16 protein-coding genes are annotated in these 18625 nt (G+C 67.8%); 4 read left to right on the top strand and 12 right to left on the bottom strand.

Going from position 1 to position 18625, the window contains the following annotated elements; genetic code table 11:
• The first annotated feature begins 129 nt into the window (after positions 1-129).
• On the top strand, positions 130-417 hold the full coding sequence (locus ACFMO5_RS06880; protein WP_376792016.1) for a GYD domain-containing protein: 288 nt from the start codon (positions 130-132) through the stop codon (positions 415-417).
• Positions 418-879: 462 nt separating this feature from the next.
• Here ACFMO5_RS06880 and ACFMO5_RS06875 read toward each other — a convergent pair whose 3' ends face one another.
• The 9 genes from ACFMO5_RS06875 to lysW all read right to left on the bottom strand — a co-directional run bounded on the left by ACFMO5_RS06875 (position 880) and on the right by lysW (position 9557).
• On the bottom strand, positions 880-1419 hold the full coding sequence (locus tag ACFMO5_RS06875; protein ID WP_376792015.1) for a 3-isopropylmalate dehydratase small subunit: 540 nt from the start codon (positions 1417-1419) through the stop codon (positions 880-882).
• A 58-nt stretch (positions 1420-1477) separates the two neighbouring features.
• Complete coding sequence (locus tag ACFMO5_RS06870) at positions 1478-2791, bottom strand: 3-isopropylmalate dehydratase large subunit (RefSeq protein WP_376792014.1); 1314 nt, start codon at positions 2789-2791, stop codon at positions 1478-1480.
• A gap of 35 nt (positions 2792-2826) precedes the next feature.
• On the bottom strand, positions 2827-3993 hold the full coding sequence (lysS, locus tag ACFMO5_RS06865; RefSeq protein ID WP_376792017.1) for a homocitrate synthase: 1167 nt from the start codon (positions 3991-3993) through the stop codon (positions 2827-2829).
• A gap of 35 nt (positions 3994-4028) precedes the next feature.
• Positions 4029-5105, bottom strand: coding sequence for a [LysW]-lysine hydrolase (locus tag ACFMO5_RS06860; protein ID WP_376792013.1), 1077 nt, complete (start codon positions 5103-5105; stop codon positions 4029-4031).
• Complete coding sequence (locus tag ACFMO5_RS06855) at positions 5102-6304, bottom strand: aspartate aminotransferase family protein (RefSeq protein WP_376792012.1); 1203 nt, start codon at positions 6302-6304, stop codon at positions 5102-5104. Before ACFMO5_RS06855 ends, ACFMO5_RS06860 begins: the two co-directional genes overlap by 4 nt.
• A 182-nt stretch (positions 6305-6486) precedes the next feature.
• The gene (locus ACFMO5_RS06850) at positions 6487-7365 is read right to left on the bottom strand and encodes a [LysW]-aminoadipate kinase (RefSeq protein ID WP_376792011.1); all 879 of its coding nucleotides are present in this window, start codon (positions 7363-7365) and stop codon (positions 6487-6489) included.
• 75 nt (positions 7366-7440) lie between these two features.
• Positions 7441-8481: an N-acetyl-gamma-glutamyl-phosphate reductase gene (gene argC, locus ACFMO5_RS06845; protein WP_376792010.1), complete on the bottom strand. Its 1041-nt coding sequence runs from the start codon at positions 8479-8481 to the stop codon at positions 7441-7443.
• Positions 8463-9374 (bottom strand): lysine biosynthesis protein LysX, encoded by a 912-nt coding sequence (lysX, locus tag ACFMO5_RS06840; protein WP_376792009.1) that lies wholly within the window; start codon positions 9372-9374, stop codon positions 8463-8465. Before lysX ends, argC begins: the two co-directional genes overlap by 19 nt.
• A 12-nt stretch (positions 9375-9386) precedes the next feature.
• On the bottom strand, positions 9387-9557 hold the full coding sequence (gene lysW, locus ACFMO5_RS06835) for a lysine biosynthesis protein LysW (protein WP_376792008.1): 171 nt from the start codon (positions 9555-9557) through the stop codon (positions 9387-9389).
• A 767-nt stretch (positions 9558-10324) separates the two neighbouring features.
• On the opposite strand from lysW, the gene ACFMO5_RS06830 reads away from it, so the two are divergent.
• Positions 10325-11548, top strand: coding sequence for a hypothetical protein (locus ACFMO5_RS06830; RefSeq protein ID WP_376792007.1), 1224 nt, complete (start codon positions 10325-10327; stop codon positions 11546-11548).
• A gap of 279 nt (positions 11549-11827) precedes the next feature.
• Complete coding sequence (selB, locus tag ACFMO5_RS06825; RefSeq protein WP_376792006.1) at positions 11828-13720, top strand: selenocysteine-specific translation elongation factor; 1893 nt, start codon at positions 11828-11830, stop codon at positions 13718-13720.
• 225 nt (positions 13721-13945) lie between these two features.
• Here the strand turns inward: selB and mutL are convergent, their stop codons facing one another.
• Positions 13946-15607, bottom strand: coding sequence for a DNA mismatch repair endonuclease MutL (gene mutL / locus ACFMO5_RS06820; RefSeq protein ID WP_376792005.1), 1662 nt, complete (start codon positions 15605-15607; stop codon positions 13946-13948).
• A 439-nt stretch (positions 15608-16046) separates the two neighbouring features.
• Here mutL and ahcY point away from each other — a divergent pair, with 439 nt between their 5' ends.
• Complete coding sequence (gene ahcY / locus ACFMO5_RS06815) at positions 16047-17315, top strand: adenosylhomocysteinase (protein ID WP_376792004.1); 1269 nt, start codon at positions 16047-16049, stop codon at positions 17313-17315.
• Positions 17316-17369: 54 nt separating this feature from the next.
• On the opposite strand, the gene paaI is transcribed toward ahcY, so the two are convergent.
• Together paaI and ACFMO5_RS06805 are read right to left on the bottom strand one after the other, a co-directional pair.
• Positions 17370-17729, bottom strand: a complete 360-nt coding sequence (paaI, locus tag ACFMO5_RS06810) for a hydroxyphenylacetyl-CoA thioesterase PaaI (RefSeq protein ID WP_376792003.1) — start codon at positions 17727-17729, stop codon at positions 17370-17372.
• 23 nt (positions 17730-17752) lie between these two features.
• On the bottom strand, positions 17753-18625 hold an 873-nt coding region (locus ACFMO5_RS06805), incomplete at its 5' end, for a phenylacetate--CoA ligase family protein (RefSeq protein ID WP_376792002.1).

The raw sequence follows: 18625 nt of genomic DNA, 5'->3' as shown, positions 1-18625 counted from the left end.
GGCGGCCCCCAACCCCAAGGATTGTTCTCCCCCCTCGGGGGAAGAACGGGGAAAGGGGCCATCGGCGTTGGGTCCAGCATGAGAGTTCCTTTTGGAACACGAGACCCACCAAGCATTTCGGAGGTCGCCATGGGGATCTATATTATGCTCAGCACCCTGACGGATGAGGGGGCGGAGACGATCAAAGAGCGCCCGGAGCGGATCATGGAGGTCAACCGGGAGGTGGAGGCGATGGGGGTGAAGGTCCTGGCCCAATACGCGGTGCTGGGGCCTTATGATTTCATCAGCATCGTGGAAGCACCGGACAACGAGACCGTCGCCCGGGTCTCCGTGGAGCTCGCTTCCCGGGGCAGCGTGAAGATCATGACGCTCCCGGCCATCCCCATCGAAGAATTCATCCGACGGGTGAAAGGCTGAACGCGAACTTCGATCTGGCGTGGAAGACCGCCCGCGCCGTTTTCCTGCTCAGCTTCGCCCTGGCAGCTCTGGCCGCCTGGGGCTTGGAGCCGGAGCGCTCCGTTCGTCATCCCGCTGGCGCTCCTGCTGGGGGAACACCTGGTAGCCGGCTCGACGGCGGAGATCGATCCCCGCTCGCCTTTGGGGGGCTTCGCCCATCCCGAGGCGCTGGCCTTCCTGTCCAGCGGGGGCTCCGCCGCGCATCCTGGCGCCGGATTTCGCCCCGGAGCGGGCGGAGGTCTTTTACCGAGGCCGGCCGGTTCCGCGGCCCGTCCCTCACAGAAAATTTTATCTCCGCAACGAAGCCCATTGGCCTTTTTAGGCGCTTCGCGCTGGGCGCCCGTCTGCGCGGACGCGAATTTCCGGTCGGCGCAGGCCGACCCAGATGGCGATTTCAACCGACGCGATGGTTGAGTGTCCCGTTTAACCATCGGACGCGGTTCCGCTGAGGAATGCGCCGTCCGAGGGAACGGGCAAGCCCAGGCGGCGGCAGAGCATCGGGATCAGCCCCCCGGCCTCCAGGATGGACCGGACGGTTGGGGAGAGGGGCGGGAAGGGGAAAACCCCCGCCGCGCAGCGGATCTCGTGCGCCTCCAGGTCGATCTCGATCTCCTCCCCCGGCCCGATGGCATCGACCGCCTCGGGGCACACGATGGGCAGCAGCCCGTGGTTGACCGCGTTGCGGAAATAGATGCGGGCGAAGGATTTGGCGACGATCGCCCGCACCCCGGCCGCCTTCAGGGCAACCACCGCCTGCTCCCGGGAGGAGCCGCACCCCCAATTCCGGCCGGCCACGATGATGTCGCCGGGCCGGGCCTCCCGGGCGAATGCGGGATCCAGGTCCTCAAGGGCGTGCCGGGCCATCTCCGCCGGGTCCGTGATCGTGTAGGTGTATTTGCCCGGGAAGATCACATCGGTGTTGACGTTGTCTCCGTATTTCCACACGCGACCTCGCAAGCGCATCGTCAGGATCCCTCCATGTTCGCTGAGCGGATATCGGCCTTCCCGACGCGGTTTTCCCTCACGCCCGGACTGGGGAGAGGACCTCCCGGGGATCGGTGATCCGCCCCCGCAGGGCGCTGGCGGCGACCACGGCCGGGCTGGCCAAGTAGATCTCCGCCTCGGGCGTCCCCATCCGTCCCCGGAAGTTGCGGCTCCCCGAGGAGATCACCACCTCCCCGGGGGCGGGGATCCCCATATGGTTGCCCATGCACGGGCCGCAGCCCGGGACCCCGATCATGGCCCCCGCCTCCACCAAGGCCTGGATGTAACCCCGACGGAGGGCCTCCTGGAGCACCTCGCTGGAGGCCGGGATGACCAGCAGCCGCACCCCCGGGGCGATCCGCCGCCCGCGCAGGATCTCCGCGGCGGCCGCGATGTCCTCCAGCCGTCCGTTCGTGCAGGTTCCGATGAAGGCCATGTCCACGCGGGTCCCGGCTACCTCGCGCAGCGGCTTCACATGATCCACCGAATGAGGGCAGGCCACCATCGGTTCGAGATCGTCCAGCCGATAGACACATTCCGCTTCATACAGGGCATCGGGGTCCGGATACAGCGCGCCCGCGGCGATGCGCTCCCACACGGCCTCGGTCGGCTCGCCCGTCCGTCGGGCCCGCCGGGGGGCCAACCAATCGAAGACCGCGTCGTCCGGCGGGAGGTAGGCGTTCTTGACCCCAAACTCGGCCATGAAGTTGGTGAGCGTCATGCGGCTCTCGATGGAGAGGGCGTGAACGCCCGGCCCGGCGAACTCGACCGAGCGGTAAAGGCCCCCATCGGCCCCCAGATCGCCGAAGATCCTCAGACACAGGTCCTTGGTGGTCACACCCGCGGGCATGCGCCCCTCCAGGACGATGCGGATGCTCTCCGGGACCCGGAGCCAGATCTCGCCGGTGGCCCAAAGGGCCAATACCTCGCTGCGGCCCACCCCAGCCCCGAAGGCCCCCATCCAGCCGAAGTGGGTGGTGTGGCTGTCGGCGCCCAGGATCATCTGGCCGGGCAGCACCAACGCCTCCTCGCTCAGGACCTGGTGACAGATCCCCCGTCCGGCCTCGAAGAAATGGCGAACACCCTGCTCGGCCACGAAGCGGCGGATCTCGGCGTGGTTCTGGGCATGGCGCGGCGTCGGCGGCGGGACCGCGTGGTCGAGGGTGATGGCCAGGCGATCGGGGTCCTTCACCCGCTTCAGCCCCAGCTGGTAGAACATCCGGGCGATGGCCGCCGTGTTGTCGTGGCTCAGGATGAGGTCCGGCCGCGCGTCCACGATCTCCCCGACGGCCACCTCGGCGCGGCCGGCCGCCCGGGCGATGGCTTTCTGAGCGAAGGTCTGAGGGGCCATGGCTCTCCTCTCCGCGTTTCGGATTAGGAAAGGCGCTAATGCTCCCGGACGACGGGCCGGGGGACCTCCTGTCCGTTCGCCCAGCGCCGCAGCATCTCGTCCACATCCTCCAGCGTGATCCGCTTCTCATCCGCCAAGGCCTTGATACGGGCGGTGACCGCGCGGATCTGCTCGTCGCTCAGATCCAGCCCCAGCTGCTCCGCCCGCGCCTTCACCGCGTTCCACCCGGTCAGCCGGTGGGCGATCGAGATGTAGCGGGTCATCCCGAAGTCCTGGGGGTTCAGGGCCTCATAGGTCTCCGGGTTGTTCAGGATGGCCTTGGCGTGGATGCCGGCCTTGTGGGTGAAGGCGGCCATCCCCGTGATGTAGTTGTTGAAGGGGATCTCCACCCCCACCATCTCGGCGACCATCTGTTCGATCCCCCGGAGCTTTTCGAGGCGATACTTGCGCCGGACCAGATCTCGGTTGACGGTGTACATCCGCGCGATGAAGCCCCCCAGTGGGGTGATGCCGTTGCGCTCCCCGATCCCGAGGACGGTGGTGTCGATGTGGGTGGCCCCGGCCTCGAGGGCGGCGAAGGCGTTGGCGATGGCGCAACCCGTGTCGTTGTGCCCGTGGAACTCGATGTCCGCCTTCGTCAGCCGCCGCAGGGTGCCTACCAGCCACGCCACCTGGCTCGGGGTGGCGATGCCCACCGTATCGGCGATCCCCAACCGATTCACCACCCCCAGCTGGTCCACCGCCAGATACACGCGGAGGAGATCCGCTGGATCGCTGCGGAAAGTGTCTTCGGTCGAGAAGCGCAGCTCGATGTGGGGGGCCTGTTCCCGGATGAAGGTCAGCACCTCCGCGGCCCGATCGATGATCTCCTCCACGCTCATGCCGTGGCTGAAGGCCCGTAGGTACGAGGAGACCCCGATGACCAGGTCGATGCCGTCCACCCCGGTCTCCAAGGCCCGTTTGGCGTCCTCCAAATGGCAGCGGATGTGGGTGAGCACCTTGCACCGCAGCCCCAAGCGGGCGATCGTCCGGCAGTCCTCGAAGCTTCTTGGGGAGGCCGAGGGGTTGGTGAGCTCGATGTATTCCACGCCGAATTCGTCCAAGGCGTGGGCGATGCGGATCTTGTCCTCGGTGGAGAAGTGGGCGCCGACGAATTGCTCTCCCTCGCGCAGCGTCGATTCGATGATATAGAAGCGATCCAGCGGCATCGCGCTTCCCTCCTTGAAAAAGATTGGGCTTATATCGCGCGGACAGCGATTTCCTCCAGAGCGCGGGCGAGCACCCGGATGCCGATCTGATATTCCCGGAGCTCGATGTGCTCTTCCGGCGTGTGGTCCAGCCGTGCGTCGCCCGGCCCGTAGGCGGCGATCGGGCAACGCCAGACGGGCCCGACGACGTTCATGTCCGAGGTGCCGGACTTCAGCAGAAACCGGGGGCGGAGGCCTTCTCCCCGGATGCCGGCGAGCAGGGCCCGCACCAACGGGGTGTCGGCGGGCGCCCGCCATGCGGGCTCCTCCCCCTCCGTCCGCCAGGCCGCCCCGGCTGCCTCCAACATGGGTCGGATGGCCTCCCGCCACCGCTCCGGCGGCCAGGCCTCCGGCAAGCGGAAGCTCACGGTCATCGCTGCCCACTCCCGGAGGCCGTCCCCATCGGCCAGCAGCCGTCGGAGGGAGGGGGTGACCTGTTCGAAGAGGCTGCCCCCCGATGAAGCGGAGCGAGCGGACTCCCGAAGTGCGAGCCACAGCTCGACCAGCCGCTCCGCCGGATTCGGCTCCGGGACGGCGGTGTGGCGGCTGGGCGCTTCCAGATGGACGTGCAGGAGCAGCCGTCCTTTGTAACCCAAGGTGACGGCGTGGGCCCCGCTCGGCTCCAGGATGAGGGCCATATCCGGCCGGGGCCAGGTCCGCAGCAGATGGCGGGCTCCCCGGGAGGTGGCGGCCTCTTCCTCTACGGCCCCGGCCACCACCCAGCGCCACCCCGGCCGGGCCCCCACTCGGGCGACGGCCACCGCGGCTGCCGCCAAGGGCCCTTTGGCGTCCACCGCCCCGCGGCCGTAGAGCCGCTCGTTCTCTACCCGGACCGGAATCTCCCCGGGGACGGTGTCCAGATGTCCGAGAAGCAGCAGCGTCCGCGGTCCTTCCCCCAACACGCCGATGGCGTTGCCCGCTTCATCGATCCACGCTTCGAATCCGTGTCGGGCCATCCAATCCCTCAGGAAGGCAGCGGCCTCGCCCTCGGCCCCGGAGGGGCTTGGGATGCGGACCAGCTCCTCCAGCAGGGCGACGGCCTCCGGATCCTCCACCGGTCCGCTCATCCCTCGCCTCCTTCTGCGGCCTGGGGAACCGGGAGGGGCGCTTCGGCCAGGGCGCGCTCCAGGGCGGCGGCGATCTGCTCCAGATGCTCCGGCTCGATGATCAGCGGGGGCAGGAACCGGACCACGTCGGGGCCGGCGGGGAGGGCCAACACGCCATCCTCCATCATGCGCCGGAGAACGGGCGTCGCCCGCGTTCGCAAGGCGACGCCGATCATCAGGCCGCGCCCTCGCACCTCCCGCACGAGAGGGGAGCGGATGCGTTGGAGGCGCTCTTGGAACATGGCGCCCAGATGGGCGGCCCGCTCCACCAGCCCCTCCGTACGGATGGCCTCGATGGCCGCCAGGGCGGCGGCGCACGCCATGGGGTTCCCCCCGAAGGTGGAGCCGTGGGCGCCCGTGGGGAGCGGACCCCAATCGGCTGGGAAGGCCACTGCGCCGATGGGGAACCCGCCGCCCATCCCCTTTCCCATGGCGATCAGATCGGGCAGCACGCCGGCGTGCTCCGCCGCGAACCAGCGCCCGGTGCGCCCGAAGCCGGTTTGCACCTCGTCGAAGATCAACAGGGCCCCATGGCGGTCGCACAGGGCCCGCGCCGCCTGGAGGAAGGCGGGATCAGCCGGCCACACCCCGCCCTCCCCCTGGATCGGCTCGAGGATCACCGCGGCCGTCTGGGGGCCGACCGCGGCCTCCAGGGCGGCGATGTCGTTGAAGGGGATGTGACGGAAGCCGGGGACCAACGGCTCGAAGGGTTGACGGTAGGCGGGGTTCCAAGTGGCGGAGAGGGCTCCCATGGTGCGGCCGTGGAAGGCGCGGCGGGCGGCGGCGATCTCCACCCGTCCTGTGCGCCAACGGGCGAACTTCAGGGCCGCCTCCACCGCCTCCGCCCCGGAATTGCATAGAAAGATCCGCCAGGGGCGGTCCCCCGGCAGGATCGCCTGGAGGGCGTGGAGGAGGGCGGCCCGGCGATCGTTGTAGAAGATCTCCGGGCAGATCATCAGGCGATCCATTTGCTCCCGGAGCGCCGCGCGAACCGAGGGAGGGTTGTGGCCCAGAAGAGCCACCCCCTGGCCCCCGGTGGCGTCCAGATACCGCCGTCCCCGCTCATCCCACACGTAGACGCCCTCTCCGCGGACCAGCACGAGCTCCCGCTTCGGGTAGACGCCGCTGGTGTAGCGGCTTTCTGTTTCCTGGATGTTCATTCGCAAACCTCCTGGCGTAGATGCTCGCTCCTCCGATGGCGTGCGAAAGGCTCCCCCCGTTCTCCAATGCCAGGTGGGGCCGAGGGCGCGTCATCGGTGTTCCCCAACAGGACGGGCGCTGAAGCGCCCGACTACGAACAAAGCCCTGTTGTCGTAGGGCGCTTGGGTGCCCGTCCTATGTGTCAGGCGAAGAACGGGTCTCCATCCGCCGAGTAGCGCACGAGCGTCTCCCCCTGTCCTCCAACGCCAGGGGAAGGGGTTCCGCGGATGCAGGTCCCCTCCCCCTGGAGGGCGGCGGTGAGGGGTGCGGGGCGACGGCCGTCGGCCAGCCATACGCAGGGCAAGCCGCTCTGGAGCGCCTCCCGTGCCGCGAGGAGCTTGTGGCGCATGCGTCCTTGGGCCCAAGCCATCGCGGCCTCCAGCTCCTCCAGATGAAGCTGGGGGACTCGGGTGCTTTCATCCGGGAACGAGCGGAGCAGGCCGGGGGCGCCCGTGAGGAAGATCAACCCCTCCGCCCTCAGCGCGGCGGCGATCGCCGCGGCCGCCCGGTCGCCGTCCACGTTCACGATCTCCCCCTCACGCGTCAGCCCCATCGGGGCGATCACCGGGAAGAGCCCGGCATCGAGGAGCGTGCGAAGCAGGTCGATGTTCACATGGGTCGGCGTCCCCGAATAGTCCCCATGCAGGATCACGATCCGATCCCCTTCCCGCACCCGGAGGGACTCCTTCCGACGGGCCTCCAGCAGTCCCCCATCGATCCCCCGTAAGCCGATGGCGGGGACCCCGCGGCGGTGGAGGGCGGCGACCAAGTGGGCGTTGACCCGGCCGTAGGCCATCAGCAGGATGTCCCGCGTGCGCGCATCGGTGTAGCGGCTGGTGAAGCCGGAAGCTGAGGTGACATAGCGGGGCGGGTGTCCCAGGGCTTCCCCCAGGGCATCGGCCTCCGCCGAGATCCCGTGGACGAGCACCCAGCGCCGGCCCGCCCGGGCCCAAGCGGCCAGCTCCTCGAGCGCTGCCTCGGCGTTCACGACAGCGTTCCCGCCGATCTTAATCACCCACATCGTGCGCCTCCCCAGCTCGGTGTCGGTTCTTTTTGGGAAGCCCGAAAGGGGAGCTTCCCAGCGTGCCCCTTCCGCTTATGCCGGATAGATGGGGATGAGATCGAGCCCCGCGGTCTCGGGCCATCCCATCGCCACGTTGAGGGACTGAACGGCGGAGCCCGCTGCGCCCTTCATCAGGTTGTCTAAAGCGCACAGGGCGACGATCCGGCCGGTCTCCTCCTCCACGGCGAAGCCCACGTCGGCGAAGTTGCTCCCCACCACGGCCTTGGGGTCCGGGAGGCGGTGCAGGCCTTGCCGATCCTTGACCAGCCGGACGAAGGGCTCCTCCCCGTAGGCGGCGCGGTAGATCCGCCATAGATCCGACTCGGCGAGAGGTACCCGAGGCCAGGCGTGGGCGACGGCCAACACCCCCCGCACCGCATCCACGGCGGTTACCGAGAGGAAGACGGCATCGCGCCCGAGGGCCTGGCGGACCTCCGCGGTATGGCGGTGGCCGACCGGGGCGTAAGGGCGGATCGCGCCGTGGCGCTCCGGATGATGGGAGCTCGGGTTGGGCTCGCGGCCCGCCTCCGATGAGCCCGCCTTGATGTCCACAAGGATCGGGCGCTCCGGATCCAGAACGTCGGCCCGGATCAACGGCCACAGGGCCAGGATGGCCGCGGCCGCGTTGCAACCCACCCCGCTGAGGTAACGGGCCCCGCGCAGCGCCTCCCGGTAGCGCTCCGGCAGTCCGTAGACGAAGCGCGGGAGCCATTCCGGGTGGGGGTGGGGGCGGCCGTACCAGCGAGGGTAGGCCGCCGGGTCGCGGAGGCGAAAATCGGCGGAGAGGTCGACCACAACGGGGGCCACCGCGGCGAAGGCTTCGATGCGGGGGGCGACCTCGCCGTGGGGCAGGGCGACGAAGAGGGCGTCGCAGGGTCGGAGATCCGCCATCCGACAGAAGGCCATGGCTGAAAGCCGGCGCAGGTGGGGATGCACGCGATGGACGGGCTCGCCGGCGTGGGATTCGGAGGTGATCTGGGCGATCTCCACGAAGGGATGGCGCAACAACAGGCGGAGGAGCTCCCCCCCGACGTAGCCGGAGGCGCCGACGACGCTCACGCGGATCCGTTCCATCGCCGAACCTCCTGAGGGGAACGTGGGGCGTGGGCTGCGTCCCATCCCTCTCGTGCCACGCGGATCACGAAGTCGGCGACGGCGCCGGGGATGTCGACGCCGGTGGGCTCGACGGAGTTGCGGAACTCCATCGAGTGGTTGATCTCGTTGACCAGGAGCCCCCGATGGGGATCTTCGAAGATGTCCAACGCCAGCACCCCGCCCCCCACGGCCGCGGCTGCCCGGGCGCAGAGGTCCGCCAGTTCAGGGGTGATGGGGCAATTCGACGCCCGTCCCCCCCGAGCGGTGTTGGTGATCCAGTGCTCGGAAGTTCTGTAGATCGCCGCGATGGCCTCGCCCCCCACGACGAAGGCCCGGATGTCGCGGCCGGGCTTGGGGATGTATTCCTGGATGTAATAGACGCCGTGGGCGAAGCCGCCCAGGACCTCCTTGTGCTCCAGCAAGGCCTCCGCCGCGTCCCGGTCGTTCACCCGGGCCAGCAGCCGTCCCCAAGAGCCGAGCACCGGCTTGAGGATCACCGGGTAGCCCATCTCCTCGATGGCCTGGAGGGCGCCTTCGGGGGAGAAAGCGACCTTCACCCGGGGTGTGGGGACGCCGGCCCGGGCCAGGGCCGCGGTGGTCAGCAGCTTGTCAGCGCAGGTGTGGATCACGGCGGCGGGGTTGATCACCGGCAGGCCCATATCCTCCAACAGCTGCGCGGCGTGGAGGGCTTGCCAATGGCTGAGGGCACGCATCAGCACGGCATCGAAGCGCTCCCAGCCGCGGGGGGCGCCGACCTCCATGACCGTCGAACGGTCGTGGAGGATCTCCACCTCGGCCCCCCGCCGCTGGAAGGCCTCCAGCAACCACTTCTCCTCCGTCCGCACCAGGGAGCAGAAAAGGGCGATCCGCATCGGCGCCACCTCCTACTCCCCCCAGTCCTCTTCCACCTGGGGCGCGCGGTCGAGGGTCAGGGGGGAAAGCGAGATCACCTCCAGCCCGGTCCCGCACTCGGGGCAGGTCAGGAACTCGTGAAGCACGACGTCCTCCCGCAGCGGCACTTGGGCCGCGCACTCCGGGCATGTTCCGTTGCGCATAGGTCACCTCCTTTTGATCAAGATTAGAGGTAACGATTCAGCCGTTCTCACGCCCCGCCATACGGATATGGACGTTTCACCGCAGGTTCGCCCCCAAAAGATTTTTCATCCTCCCTCCCCACGGCCTAGAGGGCCGTGGGGAGGGGAAACCCACTGCGTAGTTCCTAAAAACAAAAACCCCCAGGCTACCGGACAGTAGCCTGGGGGTGGAGATCCTGACGGATATAACAAAGCCGCTACGTCAGGACCGGACTACTGTCCGGGCCTCGGGACGTAGCGGCTTTTTTCGTCCACGCCATCCACGGGTTCGAGCGGGTCATGAGCCACGCAGCGCTTTCAGGTTTGTCCTTAAATATAACCAAGATTCTCATTTTGTCAAGAGGTCCATCACGGTCACCAGGGCTTTCAATGTTGCAACCATTGGGGGTTTTCTGGGGCGGGGCCGAAGGCCTCCGGCCCAGCCCCAGAAAAATTTTTCTCCTCTCTCCTTGCGGCCTGAAGGACTGCGGGGAGGGGGGAGGACCGTTGTGCCGTCTTTGAAAAGCCCTGCACGGCTACGGTCCGCGGTCGAGCAGGGCTTGCCAGGTGAGCGCTCAGGCTCCTTTCGAATCCCACAATGCGTCCGGCGCTTTCGAGCGGCCGTGAGTGCGCCGCGCGTTGCTGGGTGGATTCCAGGATCGATCTGCATTATGATTTCCCTAAAGCGCCTCGGTCCTCCTCTCAAAGGCTAGGGCGCCGCGAAGGGAATTCGATCCAGGAGGTGCGCTGTGCGACCGGAGATCGAAATGGAGCTCGCCCAGACCCGACAGACGGTGCTCTGGCTCGAGCAGGAGCGCCGCAAGGACAAAGAAACCATCGCCCTCCTCCAACAGCGGGTGGATCAGCTGACCGCCCTCCTCGAGCAGGCATGGGAACAGATCCGCCAGCTCACAGAGGCCATCGCCGCTGTCCAGGCCCAGGCCGCCCGGTCCGCCCAGGTCGATCCGGTTCTCGCCCGCCTGCGGGAGGAGATCACGGGGATACTGGATCGGCGCCTGGAGAATCTTGAGCGGCAGTTCCGCGAAAGTTATACAACCTTGCAGCTTCAGGTGAACGATCTCCAGCGCCCCCTTCAGGCCCTTCAAGAGATGGCCCCCCGTCTGGAGCGGGCGGAGCACGAGCTGGCCTCCCGACGCGCGGAGCAGGATCGCCTGCTCCACCAGCTCCAGACGCAATCCCGGCGTCTGGAGGAGATCGGCCGCGCGCTGGAGGAGACGCGGCCTCGCCTGGCTTATCTGGAGGAACAGGCCCGGCAAACCGTGAAGCGGATGGCCGACTTGGAGCAGAAGGAAGTCGAGGGCCGCCGGCGGCTCGAGGAGCTGGCCCAGCGGTTTCCGGCCCTGGAGGACGAGCTGCGGAAACAGCCCCGGCGCTTGGAGCCTATCGAGGGCCGTCTGGAGGGGCTGGAGGCCCAACTGGAGGCCCTGCGCCTCGCCGATCTGCAACATGCCCAATCGTTCCGCCGGCTGGAACAACATGTGGAGGAACGCCTGGCCCGCATCGAAGATTACCACGCGGCCTTGCATCAGCTGCAGGACTTGGCGCGAGAGAGCCGACAGGTCCTGGAGGAGATGCGGACGCTGCGGGAGGGATGGGAGCGCCGCCTGAAGGAGATGGAGGAGCTCTTGCGGCTCGGCGAGGCCCGTTTCAAGCAGGAATGGGACGAATGGCAGACCGCGCAAGAGAAGCGTTTTCATGAACTGAATTTGTTGCGAGAGGAGCGCTGGACCGAGCACGCCCGCGAACATCGGGAGCTGGTGGAGCGGGTGGATCTTCTGGAGCGCCAAGGGGCCCGCTGGGAGCAGATCCTCCGCATCCTGTTGGAGGAACAGGAGGAATGGGCCCGCCATGTGCGGGATGCGGCCCGGTCATGGAGCCAGAACCACGAACAGCGCGCAAGCCGCCTGAAGCAGAGCCTAAGGGAGACCTCGGGTGGAGGAACGCCGGCGTAGAGAGAGGCACAAAGCCTGCCCGTATGGGGCACCGATGGTTTCTTCCACATTGGATTGTTGGATATGACCGCACACACTTCCCAGCCGTTTCTCCTGGGGATCTTCAGGGCTGGGCTGGTTGTAGTAGGGCGCTGGAGCGCCCGTTAGCCCCCAAAGGATTTTTTCTCCCCCCTCCCCGCAGAAAGGGCTGCGGGGAGGGGCCCGCCCGTCGTCTCAACTGCATACCCCGAAAACAAATCGGGATGGAGCACTACTGATGCAAATGGAGGGAGCTGCAGAATGCCGGTGATCGCGACGGCCGGCCACGTGGATCACGGGAAGTCGGCGTTGGTGGAAGCCCTGACGGGTATCCATCCGGATCGTCTCAAGGAGGAGCAGATCCGGGAGATGACCATTGACCTGGGCTTCGCCTGGCTGGGCCTGCCCGATGGGGAGATGATTGGGATTGTGGATGTGCCCGGCCACCAGGATTTCATCGAGAACATGCTGGCGGGGGTGGGCGGCATCGACGCCGCCCTCCTGGTGGTCGCCGCTGATGAGGGAGTGATGCCGCAAACCCGGGAGCATTTCGCGATCCTCACGCTGCTGGAGGTTTGCAACGGCGTGGTGGCCCTGAACAAGATCGATTTGGTGGACCCGGAGTGGCGGGCCTTAGTGGAGGAAGATGTGCGCTCCATGCTCCGGGGGACCTGCTGGGAGGCGGCGCCGGTGATCCCGGTTTCAGCGCGGACGCGGGAGGGCTTGGAGCAGTTGATCGATGCCCTCCAGCGCGCCCTGCGGAGCCGGCCCCCGCGCCCGGACCTGGGGCGGGCGCGCCTGCCCATCGATCGGGCGTTCACCATGCCGGGCTTCGGGACGGTGGTCACGGGCACGCTGCTGGACGGCTGCCTTCAGGTCGGGGAGGAGGTGGAGATCTGGCCCGCCGGGCGTCGGGCTCGCATCCGGGGCCTGCAATCCTACCGTCGTCGCGTCGAACGCGCCCTTCCCGGCTCCCGGACGGCCATCAACCTCGGCGGGGTCTCCCCGGAGGACCTCCATCGGGGCGACTGGGTGACGGCCCCCGGGCGCTTCCATCCGACCGACCTTTTGGACGTTCATCTCGTCCACTGGGAGGGCTCGCCGCGTCCGCTTCCCCATTTCGCCGAGGTGAAATTCTTCCACGGGGCGGCCCAGATCATGGCTCGGGTGCGATTGCTCGACCGGGATCTCCTCATGCCCGGCGAGTCCGGGTTCGCCCAGCTGGTCCTCAGCCGCCCGACCGTTGCCGCTCCGGGGGATCGCTTCATCCTCCGCTGGCCTTCCCCGTCGATGACCTTGGGGGGCGGGGAGATCCTGGATGTCCACCCGGGGCGGCGCCACCGCCGGTTCCGCCCCGAGGTCCTCACCACCCTGCAGGCCCTGCATCGAGCGGACGCCCTGGAGCGTTTACGCGTCTGGCTCCAAAGCGCCGGCCTGCTCACCTTGGCGGAAGCCTCCTGGCGGTTGGCGCTGCCCCTGGAGCGGGGGCGTGAGCTCATGGAGCGCCTCGCTGTGGAAGGAGTGGCGGTTGCTCTGGGGGAAGGGATCTGGGCCGCCCCGAACTGGCAGGCCGAGGCGGTGCGGCGGTTGGTGGAGCAGATCGAGGCCTATCATCGGGAAAACCCCCTCCGCCGGGGCATGTCCCGAGAGGAAGCCCGCAGCCGGTTGGGATGGCCCCCGGAGGTCTTTGAGGCCGTTTGCCGCGCGGCGATCCGCGAGGGCCTTCTGGAGGAATCCGGCCCGCTCATCTGGCGATCCGGCTTCACCGTTCGCCTGAACGAAGCGCAGCGGCGGCAGGTGGAGGCCTGCCTCGATCGGCTGCGGCGGGATCCTTGGCATCCCCCCAACCCGCGGGAGCTCGAGGCCGCCCTGGGCCGGGATCTGTTCCAGGTCCTGTTGGAGGAAGGCCGTCTGGTCCGCCTCGGGGACGAGGTGGTCCTTTTGGCGGAAACATGGCAGGAGGGCGTGGAGCGGATCCGGGAGCATCTTCGCGCGCATGGGCAGATCACTGCAGCCGAGGCGCGGGATCTGCTGGGGACCAGCCGGAAGATCGCGGTGGCGGTGCTGGAGCGGATGGACGCTTCGGGCATCACCCGCCGGGTGGGGGACGTCCGGGTGTTGATCGAGGGGCGTCCAGGGCAACGCGAGGGTTAGCCGTCATGGCTTCGATGGCGAGGACCCACCCAGAACCCCCCTTATGAACAGCGCTTTTTCCGCGTGAGTTTAGATTCAGACCGGATTCGCTTTCCCCCTGGGGATTCTCGAGGGCTGGGGGCCGTTTGGGGTAGGGCGCCTTCGCGCCCGTTTTTGCCGTCTCCCCCAGCCCCCGCGAATTTTTCCCCTCTCCCCGGGTTTGAGGGGCGACCATAAGGGTTCCCGCTACCGACGCAGGAACCGGCGCTCGATCTCCTCGCGGCTTAGGAGGAACCACGCGGGGCGGCCGTGGGGGCAGGTGGCAGGGGACCACGTCTCCTGCAGGGCGTCCAAGAGGGCTTGCATCTCCGCCAGGGAAAGCCCGTCGCCCGCCTTGACCGCAGCCGTGCAGGCCAAACGCATCGCGATCCGCTCGCGGGGATCCCCTCCTCCTCGCCGGAGCGCGGCAGCCTCCTCCAGAACAACGTTGAGCAGGGCAGGCACGGGTTGCTCGGCCAGGGAGGCCGGGAGCGCCCGGACCACGAAGGCGTTCCCCCCGAAGGGCTCGAGGTCGAATCCCAGGCTCCGCAAGGTCTCCAGCTCGGCCTCCAGTTGCTCGGCCTCCCGCGCGGAGAACGAGAGGACGAGGGGGGAGGGAAGGGGATGAATGGCATCCCCGGCCCACAGCCGCTCGAAGAGCACTTGCTCGTGGGCCGCGTGTTGATCCACAACGATCAACCCATCCTCGCTCTGGGCCAGGATGTAGCTCTGGAGCAACTGCCCTACCGCCCGCCAGCGGGAGGGCCGGCCGTATTCCACGGAGGGCTCGGCCAGGGGTCGGGGCGCCGGTTGCGCTTCCTCGAAAGGCCATGCGATGGTAGCCTCCTCCGGGCGGGGGAACGGAGCCAGGGCAGCTTCCACGGCTTGACTGATCCCCCAATACACCGAGCGTTCCTGGGAGAACCGCACCTCGGCCTTCTGAGGGTGAACATTCACATCCACGAAAGCGGGGGGGAGGTCGATGTGAAGGATGGCCAGGGGGTATCGGCCGGCTGGGAGCCGGCCGGCGTAAGGACGCTCGAGGGCGACAGCCAGCAGGCCGCTGCGGATCGGCCGCCCGTTCACGTAGAAATGCTGGAAGGCTCGGGAGGCCCGCCCCAAGGTGGGGCGGGAGATCAGGCCGTGGATGCGAAGGTCCGCCGCCTCCCAGGAGACCGGGATCAGCTCATCTGCAACCTCTCGTCCCCAAATAGCTGCTGCGCGCTCCAGGGGGGTCCCTGGCGGGGCGATCAGAACCTCCCGGCCATCGATGATCAACCGGAATGCCACGTGAGGATAGCCCAGGGCGTAACGGTGCACGGTCTCACGGATCCGCTCCGCTTCACGCAAAGGGGATTTGAGGAAGCGTCGTCGGGCGGGGGTGTTGTAGAAAAGGTCCCTCACCGTAACCGCTGTCCCGACGGGGCTGGCGGCCGGCTGAACGATCTGTCGCCCTTCCTCAGCGATCAGGCGGGTGCCCTCGATCTCCCCCGCCGTGCGGGTGAGGATCTCCACGCGGGCCACGGCGGCGATGCTGGGCAGCGCCTCCCCCCGGAAACCCAACGTGCGGACGCGGCTCAAGTCTTCCGCGGTCCGGATCTTGTTGGTGGCGAAGCGCGCCAGGGCCAGGGGCAACTGATCGCGGGGGATGCCATGGCCGTTATCGGCCACACGGATGAACGTGAAGCCGCCTTCTCGCACCTCGACCTGGATCGCCGTGGCTCCCGCATCCAGCGCGTTCTCAATGAGCTCTTTCACCACCGAGGCCGGCCGCTCGATGACCTCCCCCGCCGCAATGCGGGCGGCCACTTCAGGGCTGAGAACCTGAATGGCTGGGATATCATTGAAGGAATAGCTCCTCTCGACCATCGCCCCGCTTCGTCCGCTTTCGTTCTAGGGAGATGGGGTGGAGAGGCCGATGATCCCACCCCTCCCCCCACCCCTCGACTGTCCCCCAAATCCTCTATGGCAGAGTATCCCTCAGTTCGCGGAAACTCGGCAATCGCTGGAGCAACCGCATCTCCACCCCATCGCGTCCCATTCCGGCGGCGCTCCCTCCGCGTTGGGTTGTGGGATATGGCCGGAGAGTGGTCCCCTGAGGGCCTTTGGGGTCAGGGGCCGCCTTTGGCGGACCCCAACCCTCCAAGGACTCCTCTCCCCCAAAGGGTCGTGGGGAGGGGGAGATCGCGTTTCGGCATCCACCGGGCCGTCAGGTCATCCACCTCCTTCAAGCTCCCCCCGCTATCGGAAACCCGCATTACAATATCCTGGAAGGTCAAGTCGTCGAACCTTTTACACGGAGGCGAGGATGAGCGCCAAGTCGTTCGACATCCGGGATCTCTCGCTGGCGGAACAGGGGATGAAGCGGATCGAGTGGGCGGATCGGGAGATGCCGGTGTTGCGCCGCATCCGGGAGCGCTTCGAACGCGAACGGCCCCTCGCAGGGATCCGCATTTCCGCGTGCCTGCACGTGACCACTGAGACGGCCAACCTGGTGCGGACGCTTCAAGCGGGTGGGGCGGAGGTGGTCCTCTGCGCCAGCAACCCGCTGAGCACGCAGGACGATGTGGCCGCGGCCCTGGTGCGCTTCTTTGAGGTCCCCGTCTTCGCCATCAAAGGGGAGGACACCGCCACCTACTACCGCCACATCCAATCGTGCCTGGCCCATCGCCCTCATATCACGATGGATGACGGAGCGGATCTGGTGAGCACCCTGCATAAGGAGCGCCCGGCGTGGATGGCGGAGATCCTGGGCGGGACGGAGGAGACCACCACGGGGGTGATCCGCCTGCGGGCGATGGCCCGCGAGGGGGTCCTGGCCTATCCTATCATCGCCGTCAACGATGCGCTGACCAAACACCTTTTCGACAACCGATACGGCACCGGCCAGTCCACCATCGACGGGATCCTGCGGGCGACGAACCTCCTGCTGGCCGGCCGCGTGGTCGTGGTCGCTGGCTATGGATGGTGCGGGCGTGGCATCGCCATGCGCGCGCGGGGCATGGGCGCGCACGTCATCGTCACCGAGGTCGACCCGCTGCGGGCGCTGGAGGCGGCGATGGATGGCTTCCGGGTGCTTCCCATGATCGAAGCGGCGCGGGAAGGGGATCTCTTCATCACTGCCACGGGGAACATCCACATCCTCGACCGCCCGCACTTCGAGGTGATGAAGGACGGGGCGATCCTGGCCAACGCCGGGCACTTCAACGTGGAGATCAACATCCCGGCCCTCCAGGAGATGAGCGTGGGCGGGCCGCGGCGGGTACGGGAGTTCGTGGAGGAATACACCCTGAGGGACGGGCGCCGGATCTATCTGTTGGCGGAAGGACGCTTAGTGAACCTGGCCGCCGCGGAGGGCCACCCGAGCGCGGTGATGGATATGTCCTTCGCCAATCAGGCCCTCTCGGTGGAGTACCTGGTCCGCAACGGCCGCGCCCTGGAGCGCCAGGTGTACCCGGTTCCCCGGGAGATCGACCAGGCCATCGCCCGCTTGAAGCTGGAGACGATGGGGATCCAGATCGACCGCCTGACGCCGGAGCAGGAGCGTTATCTCGCTTCCTGGGAGGAGGGGACATAATCCTCCCAGCGGGATCCGCGTGGGGGCGGGGGGGGGGGCCGCCCGCCCTTTACCCTATGCAAACCGATACACCCATCCGGTGAACCAGGCCACGGCCTCCCCCTGCCGGCGCACCTCCACCCGATAAAGGGCCATGCGGGTGCCCCGGTAGATCTCCTCAGCGATCGCCTCCATCTGATCCCCAGCCTGGACGGGGCGGAGAAACTCCATGTGGGTGGAGAGCGCCACCGCGCGGACCCCGTGGGAGTTCGAGGCCAGGGCGAACGCCGCATCGGCCAGGGTGTAGAGAAACCCTCCGTGGGCGGTTCCGTGGAGGTTGAGGTGCTCCGGGCGCACGATCCCCCACACCCGGGCCCGCCCTGGCCCCAGGATCTCCCCTTCCAGCCCCAACGTGCTCATGAAGGCGTCCTGCATCCGCAGCGCTCCTCGGCCGGGCACTAATCCTTCGGGCGCGCGTCCACCACCCGGCGCAGCTTGCCGCCCTCGCTGCGCGGCAGCGTGTTGGGGGGAACCAGGGTGACCTTCACGCGGAGGCCCAGGGCTTCGTCCAGGGTTTCGTTGACTTTCTCCCGAAGCTGTTGGACCGCCTCGATGCTTTCGAAGGTCTCGCCGGCGAGCAGTCCTCCGCCCACCTCCCGGAAGAAGGCCTCGGTCACCTCCACCTTCACCTCCAGCTGGTCCAGCCGGCCCTCCCGGAAGACCACCAGCTGATAGTGCGGCGCGACGTTCGGCAAGCCGACCAGGGCGGCCTCCACTTGGGAGGGGAACACGTTGACGCCGCGGATGATCAGCATATCATCGGTCCGCCCCAGCACGCGGGACATCCGGACGAAGGTCCGGCCGCACAGGCATGGGGTCGGGTCGATGGAGGCCAGGTCGCCGGTCCGGTAGCGGATCACCGGCATCGCCTCTTTGGTCAGGGTGGTGAAGACCAGCTCCCCCACCGTCCCGGGCGGGAGCGGCTCGCCGGTCGCCGGGTCGACCACCTCCACCAGGAAGTGGTCCTCGAAGATATGGGAGCCGTTCTTGGCCTCGATGCACTCGTTGGAGACGCCGGGGCCGATGATCTCGCTCAGGCCGTAGATGTCCACCGCGTGCAGCCCGAGCCGGTTCTCCAACTGCTGCCGCATGGAGTCCGACCAGGGCTCGGCGCCAAAGATGCCGTACTTGATGCCGGTGGAGCGGGGACCAATGCCCTGCGCCTCCAGCGCGTCGGCAATGTTGAGGGCGTAGGACGGGGTGCAGGAGATGCCGTCCGGTTTGAAGTCCTGGATCAGCAGAATCTGCCGGGCGGTGTTGCCGCCGGAGAC

The organism is Thermoflexus sp., assembly GCF_042408365.1.
Lineage (GTDB): Bacteria > Chloroflexota > Anaerolineae > Thermoflexales > Thermoflexaceae > Thermoflexus.
Note: the sequence above shows the minus strand (reverse complement) of the source record. Positions and strands in the feature narration are given on the sequence as shown.

Excerpts from the sequence above, each read along its gene's own strand:
- lysX (WP_376792009.1), bottom strand. The coding sequence starts at position 9,374 with ATGCGGATCGCCCTTTTCTGCTCCCTGGTGCGGACGGAGGAGAAGTGG.
- ahcY (WP_376792004.1), top strand. The coding sequence starts at position 16,047 with ATGAGCGCCAAGTCGTTCGACATCCGGGATCTCTCGCTGGCGGAACAG.
- argC (WP_376792010.1), bottom strand. The coding sequence starts at position 8,481 with ATGGAACGGATCCGCGTGAGCGTCGTCGGCGCCTCCGGCTACGTCGGG.
- lysW (WP_376792008.1), bottom strand. The coding sequence starts at position 9,557 with ATGCGCAACGGAACATGCCCGGAGTGCGCGGCCCAAGTGCCGCTGCGG.
- paaI (WP_376792003.1), bottom strand. The coding sequence starts at position 17,729 with ATGCAGGACGCCTTCATGAGCACGTTGGGGCTGGAAGGGGAGATCCTG.
- ACFMO5_RS06860 (WP_376792013.1), bottom strand. The coding sequence starts at position 5,105 with ATGAGCGGACCGGTGGAGGATCCGGAGGCCGTCGCCCTGCTGGAGGAG.
- ACFMO5_RS06855 (WP_376792012.1), bottom strand. The coding sequence starts at position 6,304 with ATGAACATCCAGGAAACAGAAAGCCGCTACACCAGCGGCGTCTACCCG.
- selB (WP_376792006.1), top strand. The coding sequence starts at position 11,828 with ATGCCGGTGATCGCGACGGCCGGCCACGTGGATCACGGGAAGTCGGCG.
- ACFMO5_RS06870 (WP_376792014.1), bottom strand. The coding sequence starts at position 2,791 with ATGGCCCCTCAGACCTTCGCTCAGAAAGCCATCGCCCGGGCGGCCGGC.
- ACFMO5_RS06850 (WP_376792011.1), bottom strand. The coding sequence starts at position 7,365 with ATGTGGGTGATTAAGATCGGCGGGAACGCTGTCGTGAACGCCGAGGCA.
- ACFMO5_RS06880 (WP_376792016.1), top strand. The coding sequence starts at position 130 with ATGGGGATCTATATTATGCTCAGCACCCTGACGGATGAGGGGGCGGAG.
- mutL (WP_376792005.1), bottom strand. The coding sequence starts at position 15,607 with ATGGTCGAGAGGAGCTATTCCTTCAATGATATCCCAGCCATTCAGGTT.
- ACFMO5_RS06875 (WP_376792015.1), bottom strand. The coding sequence starts at position 1,419 with ATGCGCTTGCGAGGTCGCGTGTGGAAATACGGAGACAACGTCAACACC.